This is a genomic window from Litoreibacter roseus, from assembly GCF_009811795.1.
In the GTDB taxonomy this organism is placed as follows: domain Bacteria; phylum Pseudomonadota; class Alphaproteobacteria; order Rhodobacterales; family Rhodobacteraceae; genus Litoreibacter; species Litoreibacter roseus.
Genome location: NZ_BLJE01000002.1, coordinates 844664 through 871404 on the forward strand (window position 1 = coordinate 844664; position 26741 = coordinate 871404).

General features: G+C 56.4%; 24 protein-coding genes. 16 read left to right on the top strand and 8 right to left on the bottom strand.

Annotated features, from left to right (window positions below; all coding sequences use genetic code 11):
* Genes KIN_RS11170 through KIN_RS11185 form a run of 4 tightly spaced genes read left to right on the top strand, consistent with a single transcriptional unit; the run spans position 1 to position 2896 of the window.
* Positions 1–582, top strand: coding sequence for an NAD(P)H-dependent oxidoreductase (locus KIN_RS11170; protein WP_159806904.1), 582 nt, complete (start codon positions 1–3; stop codon positions 580–582).
* The gene (locus tag KIN_RS11175; protein ID WP_159806906.1) at positions 583–1212 is read left to right on the top strand and encodes an NAD(P)H-dependent oxidoreductase; all 630 of its coding nucleotides are present in this window, start codon (positions 583–585) and stop codon (positions 1210–1212) included.
* Positions 1209–2120 carry an isopenicillin N synthase family dioxygenase gene (locus tag KIN_RS11180; protein WP_159806908.1) on the top strand — a complete coding sequence of 304 codons (912 nt, stop codon included), beginning with the start codon at positions 1209–1211 and terminating at the stop codon, positions 2118–2120. The genes KIN_RS11175 and KIN_RS11180 overlap by 4 nt, the downstream gene beginning before the upstream one ends.
* The gene (locus tag KIN_RS11185) at positions 2117–2896 is read left to right on the top strand and encodes a creatininase family protein (protein WP_159806910.1); all 780 of its coding nucleotides are present in this window, start codon (positions 2117–2119) and stop codon (positions 2894–2896) included. Before KIN_RS11180 ends, KIN_RS11185 begins: the two co-directional genes overlap by 4 nt.
* A gap of 30 nt (positions 2897–2926) precedes the next feature.
* On the opposite strand, the gene KIN_RS11190 is transcribed toward KIN_RS11185, so the two are convergent.
* The 5 genes from KIN_RS11190 to cuyA are packed head-to-tail and all read right to left on the bottom strand — an operon-like array spanning position 2927 to position 8327.
* On the bottom strand, positions 2927–3655 hold the full coding sequence (locus tag KIN_RS11190) for an alpha/beta fold hydrolase (RefSeq protein ID WP_159806912.1): 729 nt from the start codon (positions 3653–3655) through the stop codon (positions 2927–2929).
* On the bottom strand, positions 3652–5190 hold the full coding sequence (locus tag KIN_RS11195; RefSeq protein WP_207710135.1) for an ABC transporter permease: 1539 nt from the start codon (positions 5188–5190) through the stop codon (positions 3652–3654). Before KIN_RS11195 ends, KIN_RS11190 begins: the two co-directional genes overlap by 4 nt.
* Complete coding sequence (locus tag KIN_RS11200) at positions 5190–6266, bottom strand: quaternary amine ABC transporter ATP-binding protein (RefSeq protein ID WP_243144898.1); 1077 nt, start codon at positions 6264–6266, stop codon at positions 5190–5192. Before KIN_RS11200 ends, KIN_RS11195 begins: the two co-directional genes overlap by 1 nt.
* A gap of 55 nt (positions 6267–6321) precedes the next feature.
* Entirely contained in the window at positions 6322–7281 is a 960-nt protein-coding gene (locus KIN_RS11205) for an ABC transporter substrate-binding protein (protein WP_159806916.1), read from the bottom strand.
* A gap of 29 nt (positions 7282–7310) precedes the next feature.
* Entirely contained in the window at positions 7311–8327 is a 1017-nt protein-coding gene (gene cuyA, locus KIN_RS11210) for a D-cysteate sulfo-lyase (protein WP_243144927.1), read from the bottom strand.
* 191 nt (positions 8328–8518) lie between these two features.
* On the opposite strand from cuyA, the gene KIN_RS11215 reads away from it, so the two are divergent.
* The 3 genes from KIN_RS11215 to KIN_RS11225 all read left to right on the top strand — a co-directional run bounded on the left by KIN_RS11215 (position 8519) and on the right by KIN_RS11225 (position 13742).
* Complete coding sequence (locus KIN_RS11215) at positions 8519–9409, top strand: LysR family transcriptional regulator (protein WP_159806918.1); 891 nt, start codon at positions 8519–8521, stop codon at positions 9407–9409.
* 243 nt (positions 9410–9652) lie between these two features.
* On the top strand, positions 9653–11011 hold the full coding sequence (locus tag KIN_RS11220) for an SWIM zinc finger family protein (RefSeq protein ID WP_159806920.1): 1359 nt from the start codon (positions 9653–9655) through the stop codon (positions 11009–11011).
* Positions 11004–13742, top strand: coding sequence for a DUF6493 family protein (locus KIN_RS11225; protein WP_159806922.1), 2739 nt, complete (start codon positions 11004–11006; stop codon positions 13740–13742). Before KIN_RS11220 ends, KIN_RS11225 begins: the two co-directional genes overlap by 8 nt.
* Before the next feature lie 48 nt (positions 13743–13790).
* Here the strand turns inward: KIN_RS11225 and KIN_RS11230 are convergent, their stop codons facing one another.
* Entirely contained in the window at positions 13791–14699 is a 909-nt protein-coding gene (locus tag KIN_RS11230; protein WP_159806924.1) for a hydrogen peroxide-inducible genes activator, read from the bottom strand.
* 113 nt (positions 14700–14812) lie between these two features.
* Between KIN_RS11230 and katG the strand changes: the two genes are divergently transcribed.
* Positions 14813–16993 (top strand): catalase/peroxidase HPI, encoded by a 2181-nt coding sequence (gene katG, locus KIN_RS11235; RefSeq protein ID WP_159806926.1) that lies wholly within the window; start codon positions 14813–14815, stop codon positions 16991–16993.
* Between the two features lie 76 nt (positions 16994–17069).
* On the opposite strand, the gene KIN_RS11240 is transcribed toward katG, so the two are convergent.
* On the bottom strand, positions 17070–17462 hold the full coding sequence (locus tag KIN_RS11240; RefSeq protein WP_159806928.1) for a helix-turn-helix domain-containing protein: 393 nt from the start codon (positions 17460–17462) through the stop codon (positions 17070–17072).
* Between the two features lie 118 nt (positions 17463–17580).
* Here KIN_RS11240 and KIN_RS11245 point away from each other — a divergent pair, with 118 nt between their 5' ends.
* The 5 genes from KIN_RS11245 (at position 17581) to KIN_RS11265 (ending at position 23506) form a co-directional block, all read left to right on the top strand.
* Positions 17581–18057, top strand: a complete 477-nt coding sequence (locus KIN_RS11245) for an SDR family NAD(P)-dependent oxidoreductase (RefSeq protein WP_159806930.1) — start codon at positions 17581–17583, stop codon at positions 18055–18057.
* Positions 18058–18496: 439 nt separating this feature from the next.
* Entirely contained in the window at positions 18497–21061 is a 2565-nt protein-coding gene (locus KIN_RS11250; protein WP_159806932.1) for an HWE histidine kinase domain-containing protein, read from the top strand.
* 139 nt (positions 21062–21200) lie between these two features.
* On the top strand, positions 21201–21377 hold the full coding sequence (locus KIN_RS11255) for a hypothetical protein (RefSeq protein ID WP_159806934.1): 177 nt from the start codon (positions 21201–21203) through the stop codon (positions 21375–21377).
* 56 nt (positions 21378–21433) lie between these two features.
* Complete coding sequence (locus KIN_RS11260) at positions 21434–22834, top strand: selenium-binding protein SBP56-related protein (RefSeq protein WP_159806936.1); 1401 nt, start codon at positions 21434–21436, stop codon at positions 22832–22834.
* 21 nt (positions 22835–22855) lie between these two features.
* Positions 22856–23506, top strand: coding sequence for a hypothetical protein (locus KIN_RS11265; protein WP_159806938.1), 651 nt, complete (start codon positions 22856–22858; stop codon positions 23504–23506).
* A gap of 156 nt (positions 23507–23662) precedes the next feature.
* Here the strand turns inward: KIN_RS11265 and KIN_RS11270 are convergent, their stop codons facing one another.
* Complete coding sequence (locus tag KIN_RS11270; RefSeq protein WP_159806940.1) at positions 23663–24568, bottom strand: LysR family transcriptional regulator; 906 nt, start codon at positions 24566–24568, stop codon at positions 23663–23665.
* A gap of 141 nt (positions 24569–24709) precedes the next feature.
* Here KIN_RS11270 and KIN_RS11275 point away from each other — a divergent pair, with 141 nt between their 5' ends.
* From KIN_RS11275 to KIN_RS11285, 3 genes are all read left to right on the top strand, one after another.
* Positions 24710–25642, top strand: a complete 933-nt coding sequence (locus KIN_RS11275; protein WP_159806942.1) for a ring-cleaving dioxygenase — start codon at positions 24710–24712, stop codon at positions 25640–25642.
* Between the two features lie 51 nt (positions 25643–25693).
* Positions 25694–26302 (top strand): alpha/beta hydrolase, encoded by a 609-nt coding sequence (locus KIN_RS11280; RefSeq protein ID WP_159806944.1) that lies wholly within the window; start codon positions 25694–25696, stop codon positions 26300–26302.
* 168 nt (positions 26303–26470) lie between these two features.
* Positions 26471–26740, top strand: a complete 270-nt coding sequence (locus tag KIN_RS11285; RefSeq protein WP_159806946.1) for a hypothetical protein — start codon at positions 26471–26473, stop codon at positions 26738–26740.
* Position 26741: the final 1 nt, after the last annotated feature.

The window sequence follows — 26741 nt, forward strand, 5'->3', positions numbered from 1 at the left end:
ATGGCGCGCGCTTTGGTTCTTTATGCACATCCCTGTCCAGAAAGCTTCGGAGCGGCCGTGCATGGAACCGTCGTGCAACGCCTGACAGATGGCGGATGGGATGTGGACGACTGCGACTTGAATGCCGAAGGCTTCAATCCCGTTCTCAGTGAGCCTGAGCGTCGCGGATATCATGCTGAACCAGAAAATTGCACGCCGGTTCAGACCTATGTCGACCGCCTTCGCGCGGCAGACGCGCTGATCATGGTCTTTCCGGTCTGGAATTTTGGTTACCCGGCCATCCTCAAAGGGTTTCTGGACCGCGTGTTTCTGCCCGGCGTTTCCTTCAAGCTCGTGGACGGCAAGGTCAGGCCAAATCTGACGCATATTCGCAAACTGGCAGCTGTGACCACGTATGGCGGTACACGCATGCGTGCGCTTCTGGCGGGTGACCCGCCGCGCAAATGTGTGACGCGAGCTGTCTGGCATGTCTGTCGGCCAGCCAAGATGCGGTATCTGGCGCTATATGACATGAACCGAGCCGATAATCGAAAACGGGGGCAGTTCCTCAAGAGGGTTGGCCAAGAAATGGAAGGTCTTTGAATGCGCGCGCTTGTGATCTATGCGCATCCCCGCGAGGGCAGTTTCAACGCCGCCGTGCGGGACGTGGTATTGGATCGGCTGGTCGAGGCGGGCGCGGAGGTCCGGCTCATCGACCTTTACAAGCGAGGCTTTGATCCCTGTCTGACGGAAGCTGAGCTGGAATGCTACGAAGACATGAAGCGAAACTGTGCACCGGTCGAAAGTGACGTGGATGATTTGCGATGGTGCGATACACTGATCTTTGTGTATCCAACGTGGTGGTATGGCCTGCCCGCGATCCTCAAAGGATGGCTGGACCGGGTGCTTGTGCCCGGGGTAGCGTTTCTGATGCCTGATGACGAGCACAAGGACATACGACCCGGCTTGACCCATATCACCCGGCTTGGTGTCTTCACGACGTGCGGGGCCAGTTGGTGGTTAACGCGTTTTATCGGCGCGCCAGGTCGGCGCACGTTGATGCGCGGAGTGCGTCTGATCTGCGCGAAGAGATGCAAAACAGCCTACGCCGCACACCACTTGATGGACAGTTCCACTCAAGCGTCACGCGAGGCACATCTGAATAAGGTCGCGCGTGCGATGAACCGGTTCGTCGCACGAGGTGCCACAGCGCGCAAAGAGGCACGTGCATGATCCCGGTTCTGGACTGGCAACGCTTTGAGGCCGACTCGGTAGGTTTCGCGGCTGAGTTGGGTGCGGCCTGCCGTGGATCGGGATTTTTCCTGCTGCAGAACCATCCGGTCACGCCTGCCCTGATTGATGCCACATTTGACACGGCAGACACGTTCTTTGCGTTAGATCCGGCTGAGAAGTCCGCGCTCTCCATCGGTTTGAACGACCATAACCGCGGGTGGGTTGGACAGGGACACGAAAAGCTCGCCGGCGCACATAGCCCCGCGGATCAGAAAGAGGCGTTCAACATCGGCCTTGATCTCGCCCCTGACGATGCGCGCGTTCTGGCGGGCGAGCCGTTTCGCGGCGTCAATGTCTGGCCTGACCTCGACGGCTTCAAGGACACGACACTTGCCTATTTCGATGCCTGCTTGGACCTGAGTACGGCATTGATGCAGGCGGTTGCACTTGACCTGCAATTACTGCGCGCCCATTTTGCTCCGCATTTTACCGCGCCGCTCGCCACGCTGCGGTTGTTGCACTATCCCGCATCCCAGAACGGCGCGGGTATCGGTGCGGGCGCACATACGGACTACGGCGCTCTGACGCTTTTGATGACCGATGGGGAGGCAGGGCTTCAGGTTCAGCCCCGAGGGCAGGACTGGACCGATGTTCCGCATGTGCCGGGCGCGTTCATTGTGAATATCGGGGACTGTCTCATGCGTTGGACGAACGACATCTACATCTCCACACCCCATCGCGTGTTGCCGCCCCGCAATCAAAGACGCTCAATCGCTTTCTTTCTTGACCCGAACCCTGACACCCTTGTCGAAACCTTGCCGGGCACTGGTACGCCGCGTTACGCACCGATCACCGGGGCTGACTATCTTCGCATGCGGTTGGACGCCACCTACGAGCCAGCCCAATGAACCGCCGACTTGACTGGGCCGAGTTTCGCGCCTCGGAATTCGCCGACATTGATCCGATGCGCACAATTGCGATCCTACCAACTGCGGCGATCGAACAACATGGACCCCATTTGCCGGTCGGAACCGACACGATGATCGCCGACGGCATGCTTGATGTCTTGCGTATGACTTGTCCGGACGATCTCGACATTCGCATCCTGCCCGTTCAGGCGGTCGGCAAGTCGAACGAACACCTCTGGGCGGCAGGCACGCTGACGCTCACGGCAGCAACCGCTCTGCAGGTCTGGACCGAGATTGGCTTGTCCGTTGCGCAGGCTGGCGTGCGCAAGCTGGTTATCGTGAACTCCCACGGTGGCAATCTGGATCTGGTGTCGATCCTCTCCCGTGAGCTAAGAGTTCAGGCGAATATGCTCGCCGTGAAGTGCCAGTGGTCGAGCTTCAGTGCGCCCGAGGGCATGTATCCGCCCGAGGAACTGCAGTTTGGTATTCACGGGGGTGACGTCGAAACGTCGCTGATGTTGGCTTTTCAGCCGACGACCGTCGATATGACCCGCGCCGCACACAATCGATCAAGCGCAGAGGCGTCGCCCATTTCGCCTATTGGTCCTGTGAGCTATGGATGGATCGCCAGCGATCTGAATGCGACCGGCGTAGTCGGTGACGCCTCGAAAGCCACTGCCGAAAAAGGCCATGCTACGGCCCGTCATCAAGTGTCGGGCTTCATCGATTTGCTACGCGATGTCGCGATGGCCGAGCTTTTTGATAATGATGTGTAAGACCGAAAGGACTTCTCTGACGGGATCCTCTCAAAGATCCAACCTAAGGTAGTCACGTAATAGAATGTTAAACGCGGTTGGGTTCTCAAGATGGGCTGCGTGGGCGCAGGCTGGAAGAACGGCAAGGTGTGTTTGGGGAATTGTTTTCCAAAGCATCTCAGTTTGGCTCCACGGGTAGGTACGGTCGCAGTCCCCCCATATGATCAGGGTGCTCTGCTGAATTTCTGACAGCGCGGCGCCCCCGGACCAGGATTGCATCGCGTCCAGCCCAGATAGAATTGCGTCAAGACTGGCTTGCTCCGCAACGGCAGCGCAGCTTTCGTAGGTCAGTGCGCTCTCGCCTTGAAGAAACCAGCTTGCGGTGATGCGACGGGCCGTCACCCGCGCGCCGTCTCTAGTGGCACGAGTACGGCTTTCGGTGATTGTCTCAAACCGTCCCGGCAGAACACCAAATGCACCCGTCGCGTAGAGCACGAGCTTTTCAACTTGCTTCGGGATACGACGCGCGACCTCTTGCACGATCATACCCCCCATTGAGTGGCCGAGCAGATTGAACTGGTCCACACCCTTATCATGCAAGTCAGTTATCACCCAATCGGCGAAGCCTTCGATTGTGCTGATTGCAGGCAGGTGGCTATTCTCGCCGAAGCCCGGAAGGTCCAAGGTGATCACATCCCATGTATCGGACAGAGCTTCACGCTGTCCGTCCCACTGCGCACCTCCGCCCAGAAATCCATGGACCATCACAAGCGGTGTCACTTGCGCTGACCCTGCACGATACGATCAAGGATCATGGCGCAAAACAAGATCGCAAAACCCGCGAGGATGCCTTGGCCGACATTGGCGTATTGTAGGGCTTCCAGAACGTCTTCGCCGAGGCCCTTCGCACCGATCAGGGAAGCCACCACGACCATTGCAAGAGACAGCATGATGGTCTGATTGATGCCCGCACGAATGGACGGACTGGCGAGCGGGAGGTCCACACGCGTGAGCAGATACCATTTGTTTGCCCCGAACGAGATTGCAGCCTCCCGCACGCTTTCGGGCACCCCGCGCAGCCCCAAAACTGTCAGGCGCACAACAGGCGTCCCGCCAAAGATCATCGTGGTTACAACGGCGGCGGGTTTTCCGGTGCCAAAGAAGGCAATGACTGGGATCATGAAGACGAACGCTGGCATGGTCTGCATGAAATCCATAATCGGTTGAATTGTAGCGTAAAACCGGGGTCGGCGCGCCGCAAACATGCCCAACGGGATCCCGATCAGGATCGATAGACAGGCTGCAGTGCCCAGCAGGGCAAGCGTGGTCATTGCCTTCTCCCAAAACCCAAGCAAGCCCATATAGGACAAGAACGCCCCGGAATAGATTGCCATCCTGACGCCAGCGGTTAGCCAAGTGAGAAGGATAATCAGCGCAGCGATCACAATCCATGGGGTGCTGACGAATACGATCTCAAGAGCGTCCAAAACGAGACGTATGACAAAGGTGATCCCGTCAAACAGGGCTTCGCCGTTTAATACGGCCCAATTGAAAAAGTTTTCGACCCAATCAATGCTCGTCAGGCGAATGTCGGGATCCGTAGGGAACTTGCTCAGTAGATCGAACCGGCCCGGAAGACTGTAGTGCAGCATGGCGGCCAAGACGATCAGGGCCATGAAAACTGCACTAAAGACAATCTGCGATACGGGCATGCCAGACCGAACCGAGCGATCAGACAGCCAATCCGAAAACCGTGCCTCTAGGGCCCAGTTGGCCACCGTTGCCTGCGCCACCTTAGCAATCAGCAAAAGACCCAAGCCGATGAGCGCAATCTGTGGACCTTGTGCGGCGAGAGCCGCCGCCTCGTCGCGAATGCCGCCGATGTTCGCCTCCAGTCCGTCGACGGCGCGCTGGAAGGCATCGACGCGGTCAGAACCCGTTTCAACGGCGGCCGCCAGTTGTTGGCGGCGTAGCTCTAGCGTGCCTTCGATCGACGCGATCCGGTCCATGGCGTCGGCCCCAAGATCACCAAAGAGACCGCGCGCGATTTGTACGAAGGCCAGAGCCTCGATGATCAGAAACGGCAATGCCCACGACCAAAGCCCCCGCGCCCCGAACCAGATCGGACCAAAAAGACCTGCCATCAGGTTCATCGTTGGCGTGAACCGGGAAGATGCGCCGATCTTGTCGAAGTTCCTGATGTAGTACTCCGGGCTGGTCCGCACAAAGGTCCGAATGTTGTCGTGCCGTTCTTGTGCGTAGGCAATTGCGGCGTCACTGTTCGGATCATCAAGCGGATTTATGGTGCCGTCCATCATGAGACTTCAGTCCCTTCGATAACCGTGCGTAAAAGATCTGCGCGGGTGATGATGCCAATGTCGCTACCATTTTCCTCCACCAGAATTGGGTTGGCGTCGTCGATGGCGAGGTTGATCAGGTTGCTCAGCGTCTCTTGTCCTTTGACGCGTGGTGCGCTGGCAGGAACAGCGCCATTGGCGGTCGTGTAAGCGCTTATGGGCTGCATGACGGCATGGGCATGCACAACTTTCAGGCGTGAGATGCCCGCGACGAAATCCGATACGTAGTTATCGGCCGGGTGCATCACGATATCCTCCGCTGTTCCGATTTGAACCATTTTTCCGTCGCGCATAATCGCGATACGGTCGCCAATGCGAACGGCCTCATCAAGGTCGTGAGTGATGAAAATCGTGGTCTTCTTCAGGATCTTCGACAGCCGGATGAATTCGTCCTGCAATTGCCTGCGGATCAGCGGATCAAGTGCGGAAAACGGCTCGTCCATCAATAGAACATCAGGGTTGGCCGCAAGCGCGCGCGCCAGTCCCACGCGCTGCTGCATTCCGCCTGACAATTCATGGGCGAACTTTGCGCCCCACGCGCCAAGCTCGACAATGTCCAGAATGGCAGCGGCCTGCCGCATCCTTTCGTTTTTTGACACCTGCCGAATTTCCAACGGCATAGCGACGTTATCCAGAACCGAGCGGTGGGGCATCAGGGCGAAGTTCTGAAACACCATACCAATCTTTCGGTTGCGGAATTTCTGCAGCTCTTGAGGCCCAAGCGCCATCACGTCGGTGCCTTCGATTTTGATCTTACCAGCCGTTGGTTCCAGCAGACGGTTGAAATGGCGCACCAAGGTCGACTTTCCGCTGCCGGACAGACCCATGATGCAGAAGATCTCACCCCGCTTCACCGACAAGCTGACGTCTGCGACGCCGACAACTGCGTTGTATTCAGACAGAACATCGGCCTTGGACAGCCCACGCTCCCGTATTGCCGTCAGCGCTTGGTCCGGATTCGCGCCAAAGATCTTCCAGACGTTTGAGATTTCGATGACATGGTCGTCGCGTTGCGTCATAGCTTTGCCAATCATCAGAGGCGCCGACCCGGACTGCCCGCGCCAGCGCCGTTTCGCACGGATTGGGCCCTCAGAGCCCCAACATCGCGTCAACGCGATCAGAGTTGGCCGCGACCCAGTCCTTCGCAACATCTGCCGGATCACGCCCATTGGCGCTGATCTCAAAGGCAAGGTTGCTGACGTCATCCGCGGTCAGCCCGAAATTCGCAAAGAACTCCGCAATTGCGGGGGATCGGTCGGCAAGGGAGTTCGACCATGCAATTTGTACCTGCTTGAGATCGTCCTTCGTGGCGACCGTAGACTTTTCATACCAATCAGCGTCATCCGACGGTTGAACCATGATATATTTCTCCGGATCAAACGTCGGTTCGGTCAGCATGGTCACATCGAACATGTACCAGACAGCGTGTGGTTCGTAGCAGTAGAACGCATAGCCTTCCCCCTTGGCGATGCTGTCTTTGATGCGGGCCGTCTTGACCGCTTCCTCGGCGCGGATGGGCTCGATGAAATCAAGCAAGCCGTAGTCGCGAACTTTAACTTCGTTTACATTGGCGGAGGCCCAGCCGGGCGCGCCGATCCACATCTCCCCTCGGCCGTTTCCATCACTGTCCATCAGGGTAGCCACGTCGGGACGACCCAGATCCGCGATATCGGTGATGCTGTTGGCGGCTGCAAAATCCTTCGAGACGCAAAAGCCCTGATTGCCTTGGTAGGGGTTTGACGACAGTGTCACCGTCCCGGCCTCGTCCACGTATTGCTTCGTGAAGCTTTCCTGATTGGGCAGCCACACATCCGGATGGACGTCGATATCCCCTTCGCCCTGATCCATCGCCTGAAAAATGGTTGCGTTGTTCCCCGGCACGTAATCGACCGTGCCGCCAATGCGGGTCGTGACAACTTCCCCCAGAACATACGCAATTGCCTGTGCGCCGGTCCAAGATGGTACGCCAATCTTAACGTCCTCGGCGAACACTGGCGCACCGATGACGCTCATCAGTGCCGCCGCCATCAAGTTCTTTTTCAGTATCATTTCGGTTGTCTCCTTGCTGGTCAGTTTTTTCAACGTGGCGCATAGCCTGGTAAATCGAAGGTCTCAGGGTAGCCGAACAGGGCAGCACTTCCGCCGGTATGCAAGAAAGCGACATTGCTCATGCCGTCAAAATAGCCTTTCCGGATCAGGTCGATCAGCCCATCAAGGCCCTTGCCGGAATAGACAGGGTCAAAGAGCAAACCTTCGGTTTCCGCCAGCAGCTTGAGTGCTGCGATCATGCCATCTGTCGGCAAGCCATAGCCCGGCCCCACGTAATCGCAGTTGGCGCGCACATCAGACCGTTTGATCTCTGCGGGTGCCCCAAGGTACGCGTTCGTGCGGTTGGCAAGGTCGTAGACCATACCCTCTTGCTTTTCTTGCGGTGCCCGAACACCAATTCCCAGAAGGTGAATATCTCTTTGGATCGCAGCTAATCCGGCCACCAAACCAGCTTGGGTTCCAGAGCTTCCGGTCGCATGTAGAAGGGCTTCGAGCTGCAAACCCATCCCATTGGCCTGCTCAACCAGCTCACGCGCGCAATTGACATATCCAAGGGCGCCAATGGCATTTGAGCCGCCGCCCGGAATGACGTAGGGGGTCTTGCCCTGTTCAAGCAATTCTTCAGCCATATCCGCCATCTCGACGTTCATGTCACTGCCACCGCTTCGTTTGGAGACAGTTGCGCCATGAAGGCGGTCAAGCAGGACGTTGCCATTCAGAATGTAGCTCTCGTCGTTTGACCCGGTGCGATCTTCGAGCAGGATGTGGCAAGCCATACCCAGCTTTGCCGCCGCGGCTGCGGTCTGGCGCGCATGGTTTGACTGGGTCGCGCCTTGGGTGATGATCGTGTCTGCACCTTGCGCTTGTGCATCCGCCATCAGAAATTCCAGTTTCCGGGTCTTGTTGCCGCCAGACGAAAGCCCCGTGCAGTCGTCCCGCTTCACCCAAAGCCGTGGGCCCCCCAGAATCTCGCTGAGCCGGTCCATGGGTTCTAGCGGTGTGGGCAAATGCCCTAACGTGACGCGCGGAAATTTAGCCAACCGAATGGCAAGATCCTTGCAGCGGCTCGCCGTCATATCCGCCGATCCCGAAACGCCTTGCTCCGTCATTTGATCAGTTGCAGTCACGATTGCCCTCCATTTCGCGCCTAGCCAAAGCATCATCTGGAGTCTGCTAAATAAACAGTGCTTTTTCCTATGGCCGCTCATACCTATGGTTTGGGTGGCTGGGGGAAACTATGCACTTACAATGGCTCGACGATGTTCTTGTACTGCTTGAGGAGGGCAACCTGTCCCGGGCTGCCGCGCGCCGAAACATCACGCAGCCCGCATTTTCAAGGCGGATCCGTGGGTTCGAGGATTGGTTGGGGGTGGATATTCTGGAGCGCCGCACCAATCGGGTGGAGATCAGCCAAGCGCTTGTGTCCAACGAGGGGGAGATCCGGGCACTGATTGCCCGGCTCAGAGAGTTGCGTACAAAAATCAGGCATTTTGAGGAAAACAGGAGCACATTGGCGATCGCTGCGCAGCACGCACCAGCCTGCTCAACGTTTCCCGACATGGCGTTGCGCGCGAGGTCCCGGTTCCCGGGTATTCAGTTCCGCATTCGCGCTGGCAACCTAAATGATTGCGTGTCCCTGTTTCTGCGAGGCGATACCAGCATGTTGTTATGCTATGAGGCAGAAAGCGTAGGACCGCTTCAATTCGGTCCCGCAATCCAGCGCGGGCTGTGGGGAAACGACTACCTGATCCCGGTCGTTGGCGGCGCGTTGCGCTACAAGGTCAGAGATTCTGGCGATATTGCCAACGACACACCGGCGATCGTCTATCCAGAAGACAGCTACTTTGGCCAAGTGCTCCAGAAAAACGAGCGCGCTTTCGGCACATCTGGTTTCAGCGCAAACCCGTTCAGTGTGATGGCATTCTCAAGTGGCACGCGGGAGTTGGTTCTAAAGGGCCTGGGCGTCGGTTGGCTTCCTTTCAGCATGGCGCATCAAGAGATCGAAAGCGGGGCGTTGATTTCGCTGGCTCATCGGTACGGCAAGGAGGCACTTCAAGTCGCAATCTATGCAGACACAAAGGTCGAAATGGCAAAATCGCTGATGAAGGTCTGGATAAACGAAGTATAGCAAAGGGTTTTGCGTATAAAGACCAGGCTTCCGCAAAGCTCGGTCTCTCTTCGTCCTCTAGAAGACGGGGTGGAAAAGAACGCCAAGTTCCGGCTCTGGTTCAATGCAGAGAGTAAGGAACGTCTCAGCTGACTGGGTCTTCCATCGAATGCAGTTGGCCCGTTGCCTGAGAAAAGTCATTTTTTTGAAAAATAACATGGCGCAGATATGCATCTAAATGTGGTTCGTCTTTTGGATCACCTCATGCGCAACGATTGGAGAACGGTCTTGGCTGCTATGGAGCACCTGTATCGCTACGCCAGTTCTTCGCGGCTGGCACCTGTCGCAAGCGGGGCGAACTTGCGATTGGCTGCGGAGACGACAGAAAAGCCTTGTTTTTTCGAAGGTGACCTGAATGATCCCTTGATTTCAGCCCAGTGTTTGCGGGCTGTGTCGGAACTGGTGGGCACCCGTTTCTATGTTCCGCCGTCTATGCTGGCCCGCATCTTACGGGAGGCGGATCCGGTCGTGACTGTCGCAGAGGATGTCCTTAGGTTTGAGGGGTTTTCCGCATGCTGTAGCACTTATATCCGCCATGACATCGACGCAGGCGGGTTTTCGGCGAAGCGTGTGAGGTCCGGGACTGTGAATGTCGATTTCCGGGACGAGATGCGCGCCGCGCTTGCCGATGTCCGAGCAAATGAGCGGCTGCAGATGACCATTTCATCTGATGCTTTGGCGATCGATCATCGCGAGGATCATGTCATTGAACGGAAAGTCCCGCTTCCCGTGCGATGGGTTAAGGGCTTTGCGGAAGTGCAGGCGCATCAGGCGGGGATGGCACATGCGATCTGTCTCGGCAGAATTGCCGCGCAGCGCTTTCTGCGCGGTCTGCCGTGTGCGGCGTCAAACCGGCCGCAATGGGTTGTCGCACATGCCGCGTCTGCGCGTTTGTCCACACGCGAGGTCGACGGCGCGGTGAAGATTGCAGGAACACAACGACTTCGCATTCTCGAACGGCTGGCCAACCATGCCGAGCAGCTTGATGTGTATTTCAACCCGTCTCGGGGAAGTTCTGCGTGGGTTCTGCGGTTTGGATCGCAGCGCCTGACAGTAGTGCTCAATGCCGAACCTTGGCGCGGGTTTTCGGGTGATGGGCAAGTCCTGAGCGACCTCGTGTCCCCAGGCGACACCAGCATGTCTGACCTTAGGGCCCAACTGCATTGGCAATCGGTGCTGAACCGAGATGATCTTGCCCGGAAATGCGACCTAACGGTCGCGCAGGTTGATAAAGGATTGGCCCAATTCGCGGCATCTGGCCTTCTTGGGTATGATCTACAGCGAGCGCGCTATTTCCATCGGGTATTGCCGTTTGATCTGAAACAACTTGAGGCGATGAACCCCCGTCTGGAAAGTGCACGCAAATTGGTTCACGCAGGTGCCGTCACCTGCATGTCTGATGAGGGTGCAGACGTGATCAGCAATGATGTTGTGCATCGCGTTCGCAAAGTGTCAGGCGAACTTACCTGTACATGCCCTTGGTTCGCCAAACATCGAGTAGACCGTGGACCTTGCAAGCATATGCTTGCTGTCGAAATGCAAGCGGATGTCGATTATGGATAGTACCTTAGACGCGGACCGGCTGACCGAGATCATCAAGAGTGGCTCCCCGGCTGAATGCATCAAGTACTTGGCGCCGCACGGTCCCAAAGAACGTCGCGCGCTGTCGAAAACCGCAGTGGCCTTGTTCAAGGATGGACAAAACGCGTACTTCAATTCCGCCTCCTCTGGGAATGACGTTCGTATTGACAACGCACGTGTAGCGGTTTTCGCGACCGCATCATTGTCGCAAATGAAGTCTTGTGGATGGTATGTCATCTTGTCCAAGGATCTTCTGCTCGAGACAGTGAGGCAGTTTCAACCTGATTGGTTGAACGACTGGGTTCAACATATGCTTGATGACAGTCCGCATCACTTTCAGAAACTGCACTGGCTCTGGGCGGCGGACCTGTGCGAAAAGCCCTCTGGCGATGGCTACATGCTGGGTGTGATGATTGCACCGATGCATGTCCATTGGCCGAAGGGCAGTTCCAACGATGCGAAGGGTCTCGTTGACGAGAAGCGGGACGCATTTCTCCGTGATCTTTGGCGACTCTTCGAAGTGGAGGGCAGCAGCGAGTTCAACCTCGCCGGTATTGCCAAATATGCGAATGGACAAGATCCGTGGGCGGAGGATTTACGTGATCTCAGCGAGGCGGGCTGGATGGATCGGGACGCGCTGCTTGATGCAGCGCTCGACGCTCTGGCCCGGGATTTCGTGCAATTCCGCGCCGGATGGTTTTCGCGGTTTTACCTGTTCATGGAGCCAACATTGGACGAACAATTGGCGCGCAAGGATCGCTTTTTGCGGCTGCTTGGCAGCGCAAACCCACCTACAGTGTCATTCGCGCTGAAAGCCATCAAGCAGATCGACAAGGCAAACCCGATCCCCGAAGCGGAAATTTTGGCGGCAATTGTGCCGGTTCTACAGGCCCGACAGAAGGGCACCGTCATTCTGGGTCTTCGCCTGGTCGGGGCTGCTGTCAAACGGGCACCGGACCGCCGCCGCGCCGCTCTGGATGTTATCCTTGGCGCGCTGATCCATGAAGCTGCCGATGTTCAGGCCATGGCGCTGGACATGCTTGACACCTTTGGCATCGCGGACCACCCGGACCTGCGTGAGGTATTGAGCGGCTACGTCAACGGTCTTGCCCCGTCGTTGCGGGAGCGTGCCGCTGACTTATGTGGCGGTGAGGTCGACCGGCCACCAGAAGCAGAAATGCATACTGCCTATGCCCCGACGTCGCTCCAGCCGATTGTTGACTATGATGCGTTCATCACCGAATTTCTCCATGCGCTGGAGGACACGAGTGATCCATTAAGGGTCGAATTGCTGATTGACGGTCTGGCGCGCTACGGTGCGGATCTACCTCCTGATTTTGACAGGATTGTCAGTCCGTTGGCGAAGCGTGCGGAACAAATCCTGAAATCTGCAAACGACACAACACTGAGGGTCGGCCTCGCCCAACTCGCCCTGTGCTACTGCAGGCAAAGCCCGCCGAAGCTGCCAGAGCGGCTGCTGTTTGGAAGCATGGTTTCTCTCGGATGGTCACACAAAAGTACTTCTCTGGGGTCTGAAAGTTTCGTCACCCTATTCATGCGACGCAACAATGACGTCCTGGCGCAAGTACAGCAAGGCTTGCGGCTGCCGCTACTCTGTCGCCCTACAGATGATCGCGGGTTCGTTTCTGCCGACGCTTTGTCGGATCTGGTGTCGGCTTACGAGGATGCAGGCGTCTCGCCTAGCCCGTATGATTTGAGTTTGGCGCTGATGCGTTTGGCGCCCGAAGGACGCGAAGACACGCTGAAGGATCTCAAGCCAAGCTGCGAGGTTACCCGCGCGCTTCGTTTCGCTTTGGGCGGGCCGTTGGAGATCGGGTCCGGCGACGCAGATTGGCTGTGGGTCGCCGCGGCAGCAGGGCGTATCCCGCGCGTTGATGTGCCCCAAATCGCTGAGCTTGCTCAGGTCAAAGCGCCTGATGTCGGGCTTTGCGCCAAATACACAGTCTCGATTTCATCGCACACCCTCGACGTCTATACCTATCCGGAGGTGAGTGTGAAAACATCGCCCCGCATCACGGAAAGGCCACCCGATACTTATCTGACCAGCCTTTTTCATTTAACCACCGCTGGCGATTTTTCCGGCTCTATCTGCGGGCATAGTGCTGATGAAATTCGATGGTCTTCATTGGTTTGGCCCCAAAACCTTCGACCTTTCTTTATGCAGGGGTCGCAGGTTTTTGACCCTGATCAGAAACTCTCAAATTCGCCCTACGCCGCGTTTCTTGAGCCTATGCTCATGCCGTATGTGTCCCTCGATGATACCGGCACCTTGCTTCTGGCGCAGTCGCTGGGTGGGACGGATCCCGCCGTGCGCAGTTTGGCGATCGATGTGCTGATTGCCACCATTACCGAAGATCGGCTTGCGCCCGATGTCTTCGCCAAGGTGACGATTGATCTGATCGCGCAGGCGTTTTTGCCTGCAGCGCGGTGGACTCGTGCCTTTGGTGAGGTTGCTGGCATATCCCGTCAGCATGCAGTCTTCATCTGCAATGTGGTCACACGGATGATGCGGTTCGACGCCACGGAGCCACCGCGCGATATCGGCGGTTTGGTGGAACTCCTGTTCGAGTTGCATGTGGAAACTGGAGCAACGCTTGTTGATCCGGAGGCACGTGCTTGTCTGGGTTCAGTTACCGCTGGCGGCAAGCTGGGCAAGTTCGCTAAGCGGCTGCTGTCTCACCAGCAGTCCTAGGCTTGATGTCGGCAGCACGCCTGGAACTCTGGGCTTTGTAACGTACTGCTACGCTAAGACAGTTTCTGCCTTTTGGCCCAAGCCTTTGACGATAGTCCCGATTTGCATGAATTGATCTGACAGGGGGTTCGTCTTGCGCCAGACCATTCCAACCACACGGGAAGGGCTTGGGGCAGGAAACCGTGAAACCGCAACGTCGGCAGACCGTGTTTCTAGACCAAGCGCCATTTCCGGGATGAGCGTGACGCCCATACCCGCATCGACCATCTGCACAAGTGTGGATAAAGAACTGCCTTCCATCATCTGCCGTGGTTGAGCTTCGGTAAACTTGCAAAACGAGAGCGCTTGATCGCGGAAGCAGTGCCCCTCTTCGAGCAGAAGCAGGCGCATCGCTTGAAGCTTTTCGGGGCTTGGTACTGGTTTTCCCGCGTCCTCAGATGGCCGCACCAATAAGAAGTCTTCCTCGAAAAGAGCGAACTCCTGTAGGGCCGGTTCAGAAATTGGCAGCGCCACAATCGCAAGGTCTAGCCGTGCCTCAAGCAAATCTTCAATTAGAGATCGGGTGACGGACTCCCGCAACTCTACGTCGAGTGCTGGGAATCGCGTTGATAAGGCCTTTACGATATCGGGTAGAAGGTAAGGTGCGATGGTCGGGATGACGCCAAGCCTGAGCCGGCCCGCAAGTGGTCCCCGCGACGCGCGAACAAGTTCTTCCAGCTCATCAATCCCAAGCAGGATCGTCCGAGTTCTAAGCACGAAATCCTCGCCCAGGGGTGTCAATCGTATCTGTCGGGAGCCGCGTTCGACCAGTGGGGCGCCGACCATTGCCTCCAATTCTTTGATCTGTAACGAAAGCGCGGGCTGGGTGATTGCGCAGGCTTCTGCCGCCCGACCAAAGTGCCCGTGCCGCGCGAGCGCATCCAAATAACGTAGCTGTTTTAGGGTCAAACCAATCATTAGTAAAACTTATCGTTGCGGTCAGAATAATCAATTAGTGTCTATGCTTTTCGTTTGTTAGAAAGATTCTAGACTAAGCCAAAACGCAACTGATGCAGCAGACGGAGATTCTCATGGACGGAAACACTGTTAACCCAACTGGCGGCTGCCCCGTCATGCATGGGGGCAATACTTCGATGGGCAAACCAGTTACCAAATGGTGGCCGAACGCGCTGAACCTCGACATTCTGCATCAACACGGCGCCCGCACCAACCCGATGGATCCGGACTACAACCACCGTGAAGCAGTCAAAGGTCTCGATTTTGAAGCTGTGAAAGCCGATGTCGAAGCTCTCATGACGGAAAGCCAGGACTGGTGGCCCGCCGACTGGGGACACTACGGTGGGCTGATGATCCGGCTGGCATGGCACTCCGCCGGTACCTATCGTTTGAGTGATGGTCGCGGTGGCGCGTGGTCGGGCAACATCCGGTTTGCGCCGCTCAATTCTTGGCCTGATAACGCGAGTCTCGACAAGGCGCGCCGTTTGCTGTGGCCGGTGAAGAAGAAGTACGGCAATGCCCTTAGCTGGGCGGATCTGATCATTCTGTCAGGCAATATGGCCTATGAGTCGATGGGACTGAAAACTTTTGGCTTTGGGTTCGGTCGCGAAGACATCTGGGGTCCCGAGACAGACGTCTACTGGGGCGCAGAAAACGAATGGCTGGCGCCAAGCGAAAATCGCTACGACGATATTGAAGAGGCTTCGACGCTGGAAAACCCGTTGGCCGCAGTGCACATGGGCTTGATCTACGTAAATCCCGAGGGGATCAATGGGCAGCCCAACCCCGCTCTGACAGCACAGCACGTGCGCGAAACCTTCGCGCGTATGGCAATGGATGACGAAGAAACTGCGGCACTGACCTGCGGTGGCCATACTGTTGGCAAAACCCACGGTCGCGGTGCGGTCAATGACATTGGAGTTGAACCCGAAGCTGCCGGCATGGAAGCGCAAGGGTTTGGTTGGGCCAACCCTGAACACGACGCTAAAGCAGCCAACGCGTTTACTTCTGGGATCGAGGGGGCATGGACGACGCATCCGACCCAGTGGGACATGGATTATTTCAAGTTGTTGTTCGGCTACGAGTGGGAACTCAAGAAGTCGCCAGCTGGTGCCTGGCAGTGGGAGCCGATTGATATCAAGGAAGAGGACAAGCCCGTCGACGCCACAGATCCGTCTATTCGCCACAATCCAATCATGACCGATGCAGATATGGGGATGAAGGTCGACCCGATCTATAACGAAATCTGCCAGAAGTTCATGGCCGATCCTGAATATTTTGCCGATACCTTTGCGCGGGCTTGGTTCAAACTCACCCACCGCGACATGGGGCCAAAGGTCAACTATCTCGGTCCGGACGTGCCTGAGGAAGATCTGATTTGGCAGGATCCGATCCCGGCCGGAAACGCTGAGTACGATGTGGACGCGGCAAAGTCCAAGATCGCAGAAAGCGGCCTTTCGGCCACCGACATGCTCACGACCGCTTGGGACAGTGCCCGCACGTTCCGCGGTTCTGACAAGCGAGGCGGCGCAAATGGGGCTCGCATCCGGCTGGCACCTCAAAAAGACTGGCTTGGCAACGAACCCGAGTGCCTGTCGAGGGTCTTGAGTGCTCTCGAACCCATTGCGTCCGAGGTCGGCGCTTCTGTCGCAGATATCATCGTATTGGCCGGCAATGTCGCGCTTGAGCAGATGGTCAAGTCGACTGGTGTCGATGTCAAAGTGCCATTTGCGCCCGGTCGAGGGGACGCAACGGACGAGCAGACGGACGCGGACTCTTTCGATGTGCTTGAACCGCTCGCCGATGGTTTCCGGAACTGGCAGAAGGAAAACTATGCTGTCGGACCCGAAGAGATGATGCTGGACCGCGCGCAGCTTCTGGGTCTCACCGCCAGCGAAATGACGGTTTTGATTGGCGGCATGAGGGTCCTCGGTCTGAACCATGGTGGTTCAAAGCACGGTGTCTTTACGGATCGGGAAGGCCAGCTGACCACGGATTTCTTCGTCAACCTGACAGACATGGCCTACAGTTGGCATCCGGTGGAGGAAGACGGAACGTATGAGATCCGGGATCGCAAAACCGGTGAGGTCAAATGGACGGCAACCAGCGCTGACCTCGTATTCGGCTCCAACTCGGTCTTGCGTGCCTACGCCGAGGTTTATGCGCAGGATGACAACAAAGAGAAGTTTGTTCGTGATTTCGTGTGCACTTGGACGAAGGTCATGAACGCTGATCGTTTCGACCTTGCGGCCTAAACGCTTTCCGCTCGGGCGGCCTAGCTGCCCGAGCGCTCATGGCTGAAAAAACTCACCGCCGGGATGTCATAGAAAGTTACGGTATTCCAACAAAGCGCGCAAAGGCCCGGCGAAACCCATGTCCCGGTGAATAGCCAACTGCTCTGGCCGCTGCACTGACAGACTGCCGTTCGGACAAAAGAACCTGCGCGCGTGCCATGCGCCAGCCTGTTTGGAACTGATGTGGGGTCAGACCCGTCGCGGTTTGAAAGGCTCGATGGAAGGTGAAGAGGCTCATGGCCGCGATACCAGCAAGATCCGACAGCACCAGATTATCCGCTACATGAGCGTCGAGAAAATCGATCACGCGGGACAGGCGGGCAGGGTCAAGGGAATGGTCATTCACGCGCGGCACGTGCCCGCCAAACCGGGTCAGCACGAGATGCCGGGTCATACCACGCGCCAATTCATCAAGCTCCAGCGATGACATTTGCAAGCCGCCGCGCCCTGCCGCCCTCATGCGTATGGCAAAGGCATGAAATACACCGCCGGTCACTGACCGGCAATGCACCTCTGGCTGAAATTGAGACCGCTGATTTCGACGACGTATGGGCCACAAATACGCGCGGGATGGTTTTCTATCGATCAAGCATCAGGTCCCGTCGATGCTGCGGAATGACCCGTGGCGGCGAGGTGCTGTTAGCGGTGTGATCATCAATAATTCATCTGTCTCTGCGCACGGTGGGTTCCCTACAATCAGCCCCTATTCGGTTAGCAAACACGGTGTCTTAGGCCTGACCCGACGCGCGTCCATGGACTATGGCGGGCTTGGCATCAGGGTCGTGGGTATCGCACCGGGCGGTGTAGACACGCCAATGCGGCGTGCGTCAATCGAAGCACAGGGTCGAGATCCGGATGAAGCGCAGGCCCTGAACATGAGCCATCGCACCAATACGCCGGATGAAATGGCCGACGTTGTCATGTTTCTCGCCACCGATGCTGCATCTTCGCTGCAGGGCACAGATCTTGACGTGACCATGGGGATGTTGACCGGGCCGTTCGCGCCGCCGAACCGAAATTCCTAAAACCATAAAAGCTCGGCGGAGCAAACGTCACGAGCACTGGTGAGATCGAGAAAGAACCATAGCGTCGTTCTATTTTGACAGCTGGTATCCTCGCGCCGGTTGTGGCTGGGTTACTGTGTCCCGTAGTGTTCCTCAAAGCACCGCTGCGCGCGAGTCCTGTGGTTCGCTCACAGAGATTTCAATCCAACAGTGGCAGGACTGCATTGATGTCAACCTCGTCGGGGTCGGGTCTGGTACCCTTCGCACGTGGTGAGCTGCAAGTATACCTTGCCGCAAGACTGCATCAGAGTACGCACCGCTCAGACCTTGTTAAGACTTGCGAGATTAAGCATCAGTCAGCTTGATACCTATATGCCAAATGCTAGCTGGCTCATTGGCGCGCTGCAGATATAATGAAGCGCAAGCAAGCAACAGAACCAGAAGCGCGACAGGGCATACTATGGATGATTATCGGGATCAAAGCGGCATTCAGCTGGACTTGAACACCTGTGATCTGGAACCTATCCACACGCCCGGTCGTATTCAGCCCTTTGGCGTGCTCTTGGCCGGTCCAAGCGATTTTTCCAAGATCGACTACTGCAGTGCAAACGTCGTCGAGTACTTTGATGTCACGCCCAAGACGATACTTGGCAGTCCCTTTGCAGAGCTTTTTGGCGTCCAGCTTGTGCATGATTTGCGCAACCTCGCCAGCATTTCGACGGCGCGCACACAGCGTGAACGGGTTGGCCGCTATGACCTTCCGCAAGGGGAATTTGAGGTCTACCTCCATGTAAATTCCTCCGATCAGGCTGTTGTAGAGTTTGAAACCTGCGTCGAAGACGTCGGCCAGAGTTTACAATCGCCGATTGATCAAACGCGCAAATACCTGTCGGCCGTAAGCGCGCGTGAAACGATTGCCCAAATGCTTGAGGTAAGCGTTTCCGCCCTAAGTGCTCTTACCGGCTTTGATCGTGTGATGGCGTATCGCTACGAGGCCAACGGTGACGGCGAAGTTGTCGCGGAACGACGCAACAGCAGCGTGGATAGCTTTTTGGGCTTGCGATATCCGGCTTGGGATGTGCCCGAGCAGGCACGCGCCCTTCAGGTGAAGAACCCGTTGCGAATGCTCGTGGACGTGGCTCAATCGCCGGTCCCCGTATTCGCCTTTGATGAGAAATCCCCACCGCTGGATATGGCGCTGGCCCATCTCAGGGGCATATCCCCCATCCACGTTGAATATCTTTCCAACATGGGGGTCGGGGCAACCCTTACGCTTGGCCTCATCGTCGATGGCAAGCTTTGGGGGATGTTCGCCTGTCACCACCAAAGTTCGAAGATCGTGTCGTCTGATGTTCGTATTGCTGTAGAGCTTTTTGGTCAGATGGTTTCCTTGCTGATCAAGCAGAGGCTTGATCTCGAGGACACCGTCCGCCGTCATAAAGCGGCGGAAGCGCGGGAGCGGGTGCTGGCGGAAACAGACGCAAAAACTGATCTGCTGCATTCCTTTCCCGATCTTGCACCAATTCTCGGCCAAGTCATCGACTGCGATGGTCTGGCGATCACCTACGAAGGCAAGACGCTCACGTACCGGAGCACGCCGAGCAATGAGGCCATCGCGGCGATTGGCATGCATGACCCGGACAACGAAGACGTGGTCTACGCGGTCACAAATCTATCCCAATGTAAGCTAATCGATAAAGAGGACCTGGGACACAGCGCAGGCACTTTGCTGATCCGCGCCACGGCGGCCTACCCAATGCAATTGTTCTTCTTCCGCGACGAGAAAATTCGGAAGCTGAACTGGGCGGGCAAGCCCGAAAAGCAGATGGAAGCCGGTCCGCTTGGTCCCCGCATCACGCCGCGCGGCTCCTTCGATGCTTATGTCGAAAGCCAAAAGGGATTCAGCGATCCATGGGAGTCAGCAGATCTTGCGGCGGCGCGGGAACTGCAGATCCTTTTGACCCAGATCACAGCGAAGGGCGAACGCGTGCAACTGATGCGGCACAAAGATCTTGTGTCCCATCAACGCCAGCAAGATCTGATGATCGCCGAACTCAATCATCGGGTCAAAAATATCCTCGCCCTTATCAGATCCCTGTCGCGGCAAGCCAAAGCCTCGTCTGCTTCGCTTGAAAGCTACGCGATCGCATTGGAGCAGCGGATCTCGGCGCTCGCGGCGGCCCACGATCTGGCCGTGTCGAATTCCATGAAGGGGGTTTCGTTGCGCGGTATCTTGAAGACCGAGCTTGATCCGTTTTTGGACGAGGACAGTTCGCAAGTTCTGATGTCCGGGCCTCTGGTCGGGTTGCGGGCTGATGTTGCGCCGATGATCGCACTTGTGCTCCACGAGATCGTCTCGAATGCGGTGAAATACGGTGCGCTCTCTACCGAAGCCGGGATTGTGCGTATCAAATGGTCTGTCTCGGACAGTAGGCTCCATTTCAGCTGGCGCGAACTTGGGGGCCCCAATGTAGCAGATCCCGAACGCCACGGGTTCGGGCGTTCGCTGATCGAGAAGGCCATTCCCTTCGAACTTGATGGGGACACCAAGCTGAGCTTTGAGCCAGCGGGCGTTCAGTTCGAATTCGACATCCCAGATGAGAATCTCGTTGAGTTAGAAGGTGAAACCACCTCGAAGCTTGTTGGCAGTGTGGCCAAGATTGAAAAGGCGGCGACCGGCAAAACGGTTCTTCTGGTGGAAGACAATGTCGTTCTCGCTATGGACATGATGGAAAGCCTGACGCGCATCGGGACCGAGCATGTCGAGACTGCATCTTCTTATCCGGCGGGGTTGAAGCTTGTCGAAAAGGGCGGGTTTGATTTCGCCGTTCTCGATATGAACTTACGGGGCACAGTCTCTTTCGGCATCGCGGAGCGTTTGATCGAACAAGGAATTCCGTTCGTTTTTGTGACAGGCTACGGATCGTCAATTGATTTGCCGAAAAACCTTGGGGCAGTCCCGATCCTGACCAAACCGGTGGATGAAGGCACGCTCTCCAAATGCATTCAGGACCTCTTGTCCTGAGTAAAATAGGCGGTCTGGTTCGATCAGAATGCGTTAAGTCGCGTTCTTAGGACAGATGGCGCCCGGTAGAATTTTCTTGCTTTGACGCGAAATACTATCACGATCTGATGTGTTGCCTCGCAATGGGGAGTGCATCGGCATGCTGAGTAAGCATCTGACCAGTCTTATGGCGCACATCCCGGCCTCGGATGGCCGCGTTTTTGCCGTGTCAGCGCAAGCGGCCTTGGGTCTGCTTAAGCCAAACAACTACACCACCCAACCGGTAGGCCGCACGTCGTTCACGTCCCCGTCGCCCGGCGTTCGTATGGCTTTCTGAGGCCCAAAACCAGTGACCCGTAAATAGGGCGCATCAACTGAACTGGGAGGAAAGACATGAACTTGAGACCTGATCCAACGTTTCACGCATCGCCTAAGCTTGCGATGCAGGCCCCCGTTGAAAACTATGCTTTCACCGTGATGCTCAGTCCCGACGGTTCTCAATCGGATGGTATCGCGGTGATTGATCTGAAACCGGACTCAGACACCTACGGGCAAATTGTTCACACAGTGATGGTCCCGAACAAAGGTGACGAGTTTCACCATTTTGGATGGAACGCCTGTTCATCTTCCCTATCTCCGCTTACGGGACATGCGTTTCTGGAGCGCCGCTATCTGATTGTTCCCGGCATCCGCTCATCGCGCATTTATGTCATCGACGTGAAAGATCCGCTGAAGGCACATATCCACAAGACGATTGAGCCCGAAGAGGTGTTTGAGAAAACAGGCTATTCCCGGCCTCACACAATTCATTGCGGACCGGAGGGGATTTACGTCTCGACCTTGGGTGGGGCAGGACCTGATGGCACAGACGGCCCGCCGGGGATCTTTATCATGGACTGCGAGACGTTCGAGGTGATCGGGCGCTATGAGATGGATCGTGGTAAGCAGGACAAACACTACGATTTCTGGTGGAACCTGCCTCAGGACTACATGGTCAGTTCCGAGTGGGGGCTGCCGCCGCAATTTGAAAACGGAGTCGTCGCAGAAGATCTGCTATCGAACAAATACGGGCACTCCATCCATTTCTGGGATCTGCGGGCCCGCAAGAATATCCAGACCATCGACTTCGGCGAGAACTATCAGATGGCGCTGGAGATACGACCGGCACACGATCCCACGAAGTCCTATGGCTTTTGCGGCGTGGTTGTGGACACTACGAATTTGCAAGGCGCCATCTTTACATGGTGGCGTGGCGATGACAGAACATGGCAGGCGAAAAAGACGATCACTATAGACCCCCGTCCAGAGAAACCTGAGAACCTGCCGCCGCTGCTGCAAGGGTTTGAGGCTGTGCCACCTCTGGTTACCGATATCGACCTGAGCCTTGACGACAAATATCTCTATGTCGCCTGTTGGGGGCTTGGCGAGATGCATCAATACGACGTCTCGGACCCTATGGACCCGATCTTAGCCGGTAAGGTTGAGATCGGTGGCATCGCGCGCGGCACGAAACATCCCAATGGCAAGGACTTCGTATATGGCCCTCAAATGGTAGAGGTCAGCCGCGATGGAAAACGCGTATACTGGACAAACTCTCTGTATTCCACGTGGGACGATCAGTTCTATCCGGATGACGAGGGGGGACAAATGGTCATGGCCCGTGTCGGCGAGGATGGCGGTCTTGAACTCGATGGAGACTTTTACATCGATTTTCCCAAGGGCCTCAGGTCGCATCAGATCCGGTTGGAAGGTGGGGACTGCTCGACGGACAGCTTCTGTTATCCGTCAGTTTGACGCGTGTCGGACACGACCTCAATGACGGCGCTTTGGTGGGCCGTCATTTTTTCTGGTTTCTATCACGGGGCGAACCCCGGCATGGGGTGGCCGCTTGCAGTCTCGGCCGCCCTCATGGAACGTCGGCATGGCGCGATGCCGAGGGCGCTTTTGATGCTGGCGGCCGGTCATTTCTTGGCGATGATCGCTATTCTGCTTCCCTTCTCGTTGATGCTGACGTTGATCACGTGGGCGGTGGAAATACGCATCGGCGCTGGTCTGCTGGTCATCGCAATGGGGGTATATCTGCTGATAAACCGCCGACATCCCAAGATCCTCGCGCGCGTCCATCCCACTCGTCTTGTCTTATGGTCGTTTCTCGCGGCGATGGCCCACGGCGCAGGCCTCATGCTGGTTCCTATTTTTCTCGGTATCTGTGGGATGAGCGCTGACGACATCGGACATCTCGCTGCGCAGAAGTTAATGGGCGATAACGTCAAAACTGCATTTGCGGTCGCGTTTGTACACACGCTTGCAATGACATGCGCGGGGGGTGCCATTGCCGCGCTTATCTATGTGTGGTTGGGACTCAAGTTCTTGAGCAGGACATGGTTCAACCTCGATTTGGTGTGGGCTCTGAGCCTCATCGCAGTTGGGATACTCGGTGCAAGCACCGCGTATTTCGGCCACTGAAGCCGATGCTAAGGCCACGTCGCAGGTGATGGCATTAGCCAGCTGTGGGGGTAAGAAGTCCCCTCAACTGAGCTGCTCGATGATACTGCGCGCTAGTTTAGAATATCATTCTCGCAGTGGTTTGGCACACAACAGGGTGGCTGGTGTGCCGACGCACTATGAGGTCAGCGGTGGCCTGTCGTTCACGTATTTCTCGAAAAAGTCCGAGAATGTCGCGACGCGTAGGGGCAATTTCTCATACGGTGGATAATACAGCGTCAGCCACAGTTCTGTCGGCTGCCAATCGGGCAGCACGCGGATCAGGGAGCCATTCCGCAGATTTTCCTCAACGAGAAATTCTGGTAGAAGCGCGACACCCTCGCCATCAACGGCCAACGCGCGCAGCATATCGCCGCTGTTGGAGCTAAATGTCGATCCTGCAACAAGCGTTCGCGTGCTCTGATCCTTTGACAATGTCCACGTCTCGGTAAGACCACTTTCCGCATAAGCCAGACAGGCCAGCTTGGACAGGTCGTCGGGCATTTGCAGCTTCGTGCGTTTCTCCAGATATTTGGGGCTTGCAATCAAGCAACGTGGAACAGGACAAATCTTGCGCCATATGGTGGATTTGTCTGTTGGCGCCGTCGAGATCCGGATGGCCAAATCAAACGCACCCGACAGGATATCGACGAAATGATCGCTCAGGTTCAGTGAGATATGGGTGGCTGGATGCAAGCTTCTGAATTGTCGAACAGCGTCGGGCAACAACCGCAACCCCATGGACAGCGGAGCGCTGATCCGGATCAGGCCGGACGTGATCCCGTCCTCTTCTCGGACAGCTTCGGATGCCGCATCGAAAGCCAATACCAATGGTTTAACCCGCGCCGCGTAGACCGCCCCAGCAGACGTAAGGGACACTTTCCGCGTAGTCCGCAGCAGCAACTGAACCCCAAGTTCTGCCTCCAGCCCGGCGATAGCCCTTGTCACGGATGCAGGTGTCATCGACAGGAGTCGTGCCGCGGCTGAGAAGCTCTGCTCTTCTGCCACGGTCAGAAACACTTTTAGGGTCGCAACATCCGACATCCAATTATTATTTCATAATATGCAATAAACTTCGAACAACTATACGTATTCTCTTTTGCAAAGAAGATGCCATTTTTTGACCAAGCCAATTGTTCATAGGCGCTCGCACAATAGCTTTTGGGCGCTGGAAAGAGAGAAGCAATGCTTAAAGAGATCAAAGGACTGCATCACGTCACTTCCATGGCAGCCGACGCCCAAGAGAACAGTGACTTCTTCACCAAAACGCTGGGACTGCGACGCGTAAAGAAGACCGTCAACTTCGACGCGCCGGATGTGTACCACCTCTACTATGGGGACGAGCACGGTACGCCGGGCTCAGTGATGACCTATTTCCCGTTTCCTCACATCACGAAGGGCAAACCGGGTGTCGGTGAGGTCGGCGAAACAACATTTGCCGTCCCGAAGGGGGCGACTGGGTTCTGGAAAGAGCGATTGGTTGAGCATGGTGTAACCGGGCTCGCCCAAGCGGATCGGTTTGGTGAGACACGGCTGATGTTTGACGGGCCGGATGGTGACGGGTTTGCGCTGGTGGAGGTGGATGATGATGAACGTGCGCCTTGGACGGGCAATGGTGTTGGTTCTGCAGAAGGCATCCATGGGTTCCACGGGGCAAGCATGCGCTTGCGGAATGATGGCGGAACGGATGAGCTGCTCAAATTCATGGGGTATGAGAAGGTCGACACGGACGGCGACATCACCCGTTATGCGATTGACGGTGGGAACGGCGCCGATGTCATCGATGTTGATCTGAAGCCAGACGCTGCTGACGCCCACCAAGGGGCGGGGTCCGTTCATCATATCGCCTTCGCTGTCGAAGATCGTGCGGCGCAGCTGAATGTCCGCAAGGCGCTGATCGACACAGGATATCAAGTCACGCCCGTTATCGACCGTGATTACTTTTGGGCAATCTATTTTAGAACGCCAGGCGGTGTCCTCTTCGAGGTTGCAACGAACGAACCTGGATTTGATCGCGACGAAGACCCGGCGCATCTGGGCGAAGCGCTCAAGCTGCCCTCGCAACATGAACCACTCCGGGATCGGCTTGAGAAACATCTGAGCCCAATTGTCGACTGACGCGACGGTGGGGTGGCTTGCTGCCCCATCAGCCTAAAAAGGGGATTTCTGATGAAGCAAGATGCTTATCTGAGTAGAGAAAAAGCGCCGGAAGACGATGCGCCGCTTGTGTTTGCGTTTCACGGAACGGGTGGCGATGAGAACCAGTTTTTTGGGTTGGTGGAGCAGTTGATGCCCTGTGCGGGAATTGTGTCCCCTCGGGGCGATGTGTCCGAGCAGGGGGCCAATCGGTTTTTTAAGCGAACCGGCGAAGGTGTGTATGACATGTCTGATCTGCACCACAGAACTGAAAAGATGACGGACTTCATTCGCGACCGTGTAGGCAGAGCAGGGCCGCGCCCTGTTTACGGCATAGGATATTCGAATGGCGCGAATATTCTGGCATCCGTTGCATTGGCATATCCGGAGATGTTTGATCGGATTGCCCTGCTGCATCCACTTATTCCATGGACGCCTGAGCCCGTTTCGGATTTGGCCGGGCGCCGTGTGCTAATCACTGCGGGTCAGAGCGACCCGATTTGCCCATGGCCCCTCTCGGGGGCGCTGATTTCATATTTTCAAGACCAGGAAGCGGATGTCACGTCAGCGGTTCATGAGGGTGGACATGAGATTCGGCCGATGGAGCTAGAGGCGCTTGGAGACTTCCTGAATGCGTCTTGAGAGATAGCGCGGCATTCGCTCTTTACCGAGCTTGCAGCGCTGAATTCGTGTCGTTTTTTAATCATTCCGTCGTTTTTACATCTCTGGTCCGCCCTTTTCCTGCCGTATTTCAGCCGAGAAATCACCCAAGTTCTCGGCAATAATCCGCTTGAGGTAAGGGGATAAGACATGATTTTTGCAATATATAAGAAGTTTCAACTCTTCTGGTTCGGCTTTTCTGTGTCAGCCAGTGCGCTTGTGTACGCTGGTATGTCCGCAGGGAGTTTTACGTACCAAGATATTCAAACGGGGATGAGCGATATGACGGCTGATTATCTGGCCGAAAATCCTGATGCGGCGAGCGGTATCTCTGGATACGTGCGCAGTCTGATGAGCCAAGAGAATGCAGCGCTCGTGGAGCCTGCTCAGGGATCTCGCCTTCCGGTCATCCTGAACTGAT

Coding starts and splice junctions, on each gene's coding strand:
- KIN_RS11275 (WP_159806942.1), top strand. CDS start 24,710: ATGCTTAAAGAGATCAAAGGACTGCATCACGTCACTTCCATGGCAGCC.
- KIN_RS11230 (WP_159806924.1), bottom strand. CDS start 14,699: ATGATTGGTTTGACCCTAAAACAGCTACGTTATTTGGATGCGCTCGCG.
- KIN_RS11205 (WP_159806916.1), bottom strand. CDS start 7,281: ATGATACTGAAAAAGAACTTGATGGCGGCGGCACTGATGAGCGTCATC.
- KIN_RS11285 (WP_159806946.1), top strand. CDS start 26,471: ATGATTTTTGCAATATATAAGAAGTTTCAACTCTTCTGGTTCGGCTTT.
- KIN_RS11195 (WP_207710135.1), bottom strand. CDS start 5,190: ATGGACGGCACCATAAATCCGCTTGATGATCCGAACAGTGACGCCGCA.
- KIN_RS11255 (WP_159806934.1), top strand. CDS start 21,201: ATGCTGAGTAAGCATCTGACCAGTCTTATGGCGCACATCCCGGCCTCG.
- KIN_RS11240 (WP_159806928.1), bottom strand. CDS start 17,462: ATGTCATCGCTGGAGCTTGATGAATTGGCGCGTGGTATGACCCGGCAT.
- KIN_RS11280 (WP_159806944.1), top strand. CDS start 25,694: ATGAAGCAAGATGCTTATCTGAGTAGAGAAAAAGCGCCGGAAGACGAT.
- KIN_RS11220 (WP_159806920.1), top strand. CDS start 9,653: ATGCGCAACGATTGGAGAACGGTCTTGGCTGCTATGGAGCACCTGTAT.
- KIN_RS11215 (WP_159806918.1), top strand. CDS start 8,519: ATGCACTTACAATGGCTCGACGATGTTCTTGTACTGCTTGAGGAGGGC.
- KIN_RS11265 (WP_159806938.1), top strand. CDS start 22,856: ATGACGGCGCTTTGGTGGGCCGTCATTTTTTCTGGTTTCTATCACGGG.
- KIN_RS11170 (WP_159806904.1), top strand. CDS start 1: ATGGCGCGCGCTTTGGTTCTTTATGCACATCCCTGTCCAGAAAGCTTC.
- KIN_RS11260 (WP_159806936.1), top strand. CDS start 21,434: ATGAACTTGAGACCTGATCCAACGTTTCACGCATCGCCTAAGCTTGCG.
- KIN_RS11250 (WP_159806932.1), top strand. CDS start 18,497: ATGGATGATTATCGGGATCAAAGCGGCATTCAGCTGGACTTGAACACC.
- KIN_RS11270 (WP_159806940.1), bottom strand. CDS start 24,568: ATGTCGGATGTTGCGACCCTAAAAGTGTTTCTGACCGTGGCAGAAGAG.
- KIN_RS11225 (WP_159806922.1), top strand. CDS start 11,004: ATGGATAGTACCTTAGACGCGGACCGGCTGACCGAGATCATCAAGAGT.
- KIN_RS11245 (WP_159806930.1), top strand. CDS start 17,581: ATGGGCCACAAATACGCGCGGGATGGTTTTCTATCGATCAAGCATCAG.
- katG (WP_159806926.1), top strand. CDS start 14,813: ATGGACGGAAACACTGTTAACCCAACTGGCGGCTGCCCCGTCATGCAT.
- KIN_RS11185 (WP_159806910.1), top strand. CDS start 2,117: ATGAACCGCCGACTTGACTGGGCCGAGTTTCGCGCCTCGGAATTCGCC.
- KIN_RS11175 (WP_159806906.1), top strand. CDS start 583: ATGCGCGCGCTTGTGATCTATGCGCATCCCCGCGAGGGCAGTTTCAAC.
- KIN_RS11180 (WP_159806908.1), top strand. CDS start 1,209: ATGATCCCGGTTCTGGACTGGCAACGCTTTGAGGCCGACTCGGTAGGT.
- KIN_RS11200 (WP_243144898.1), bottom strand. CDS start 6,266: ATGATTGGCAAAGCTATGACGCAACGCGACGACCATGTCATCGAAATC.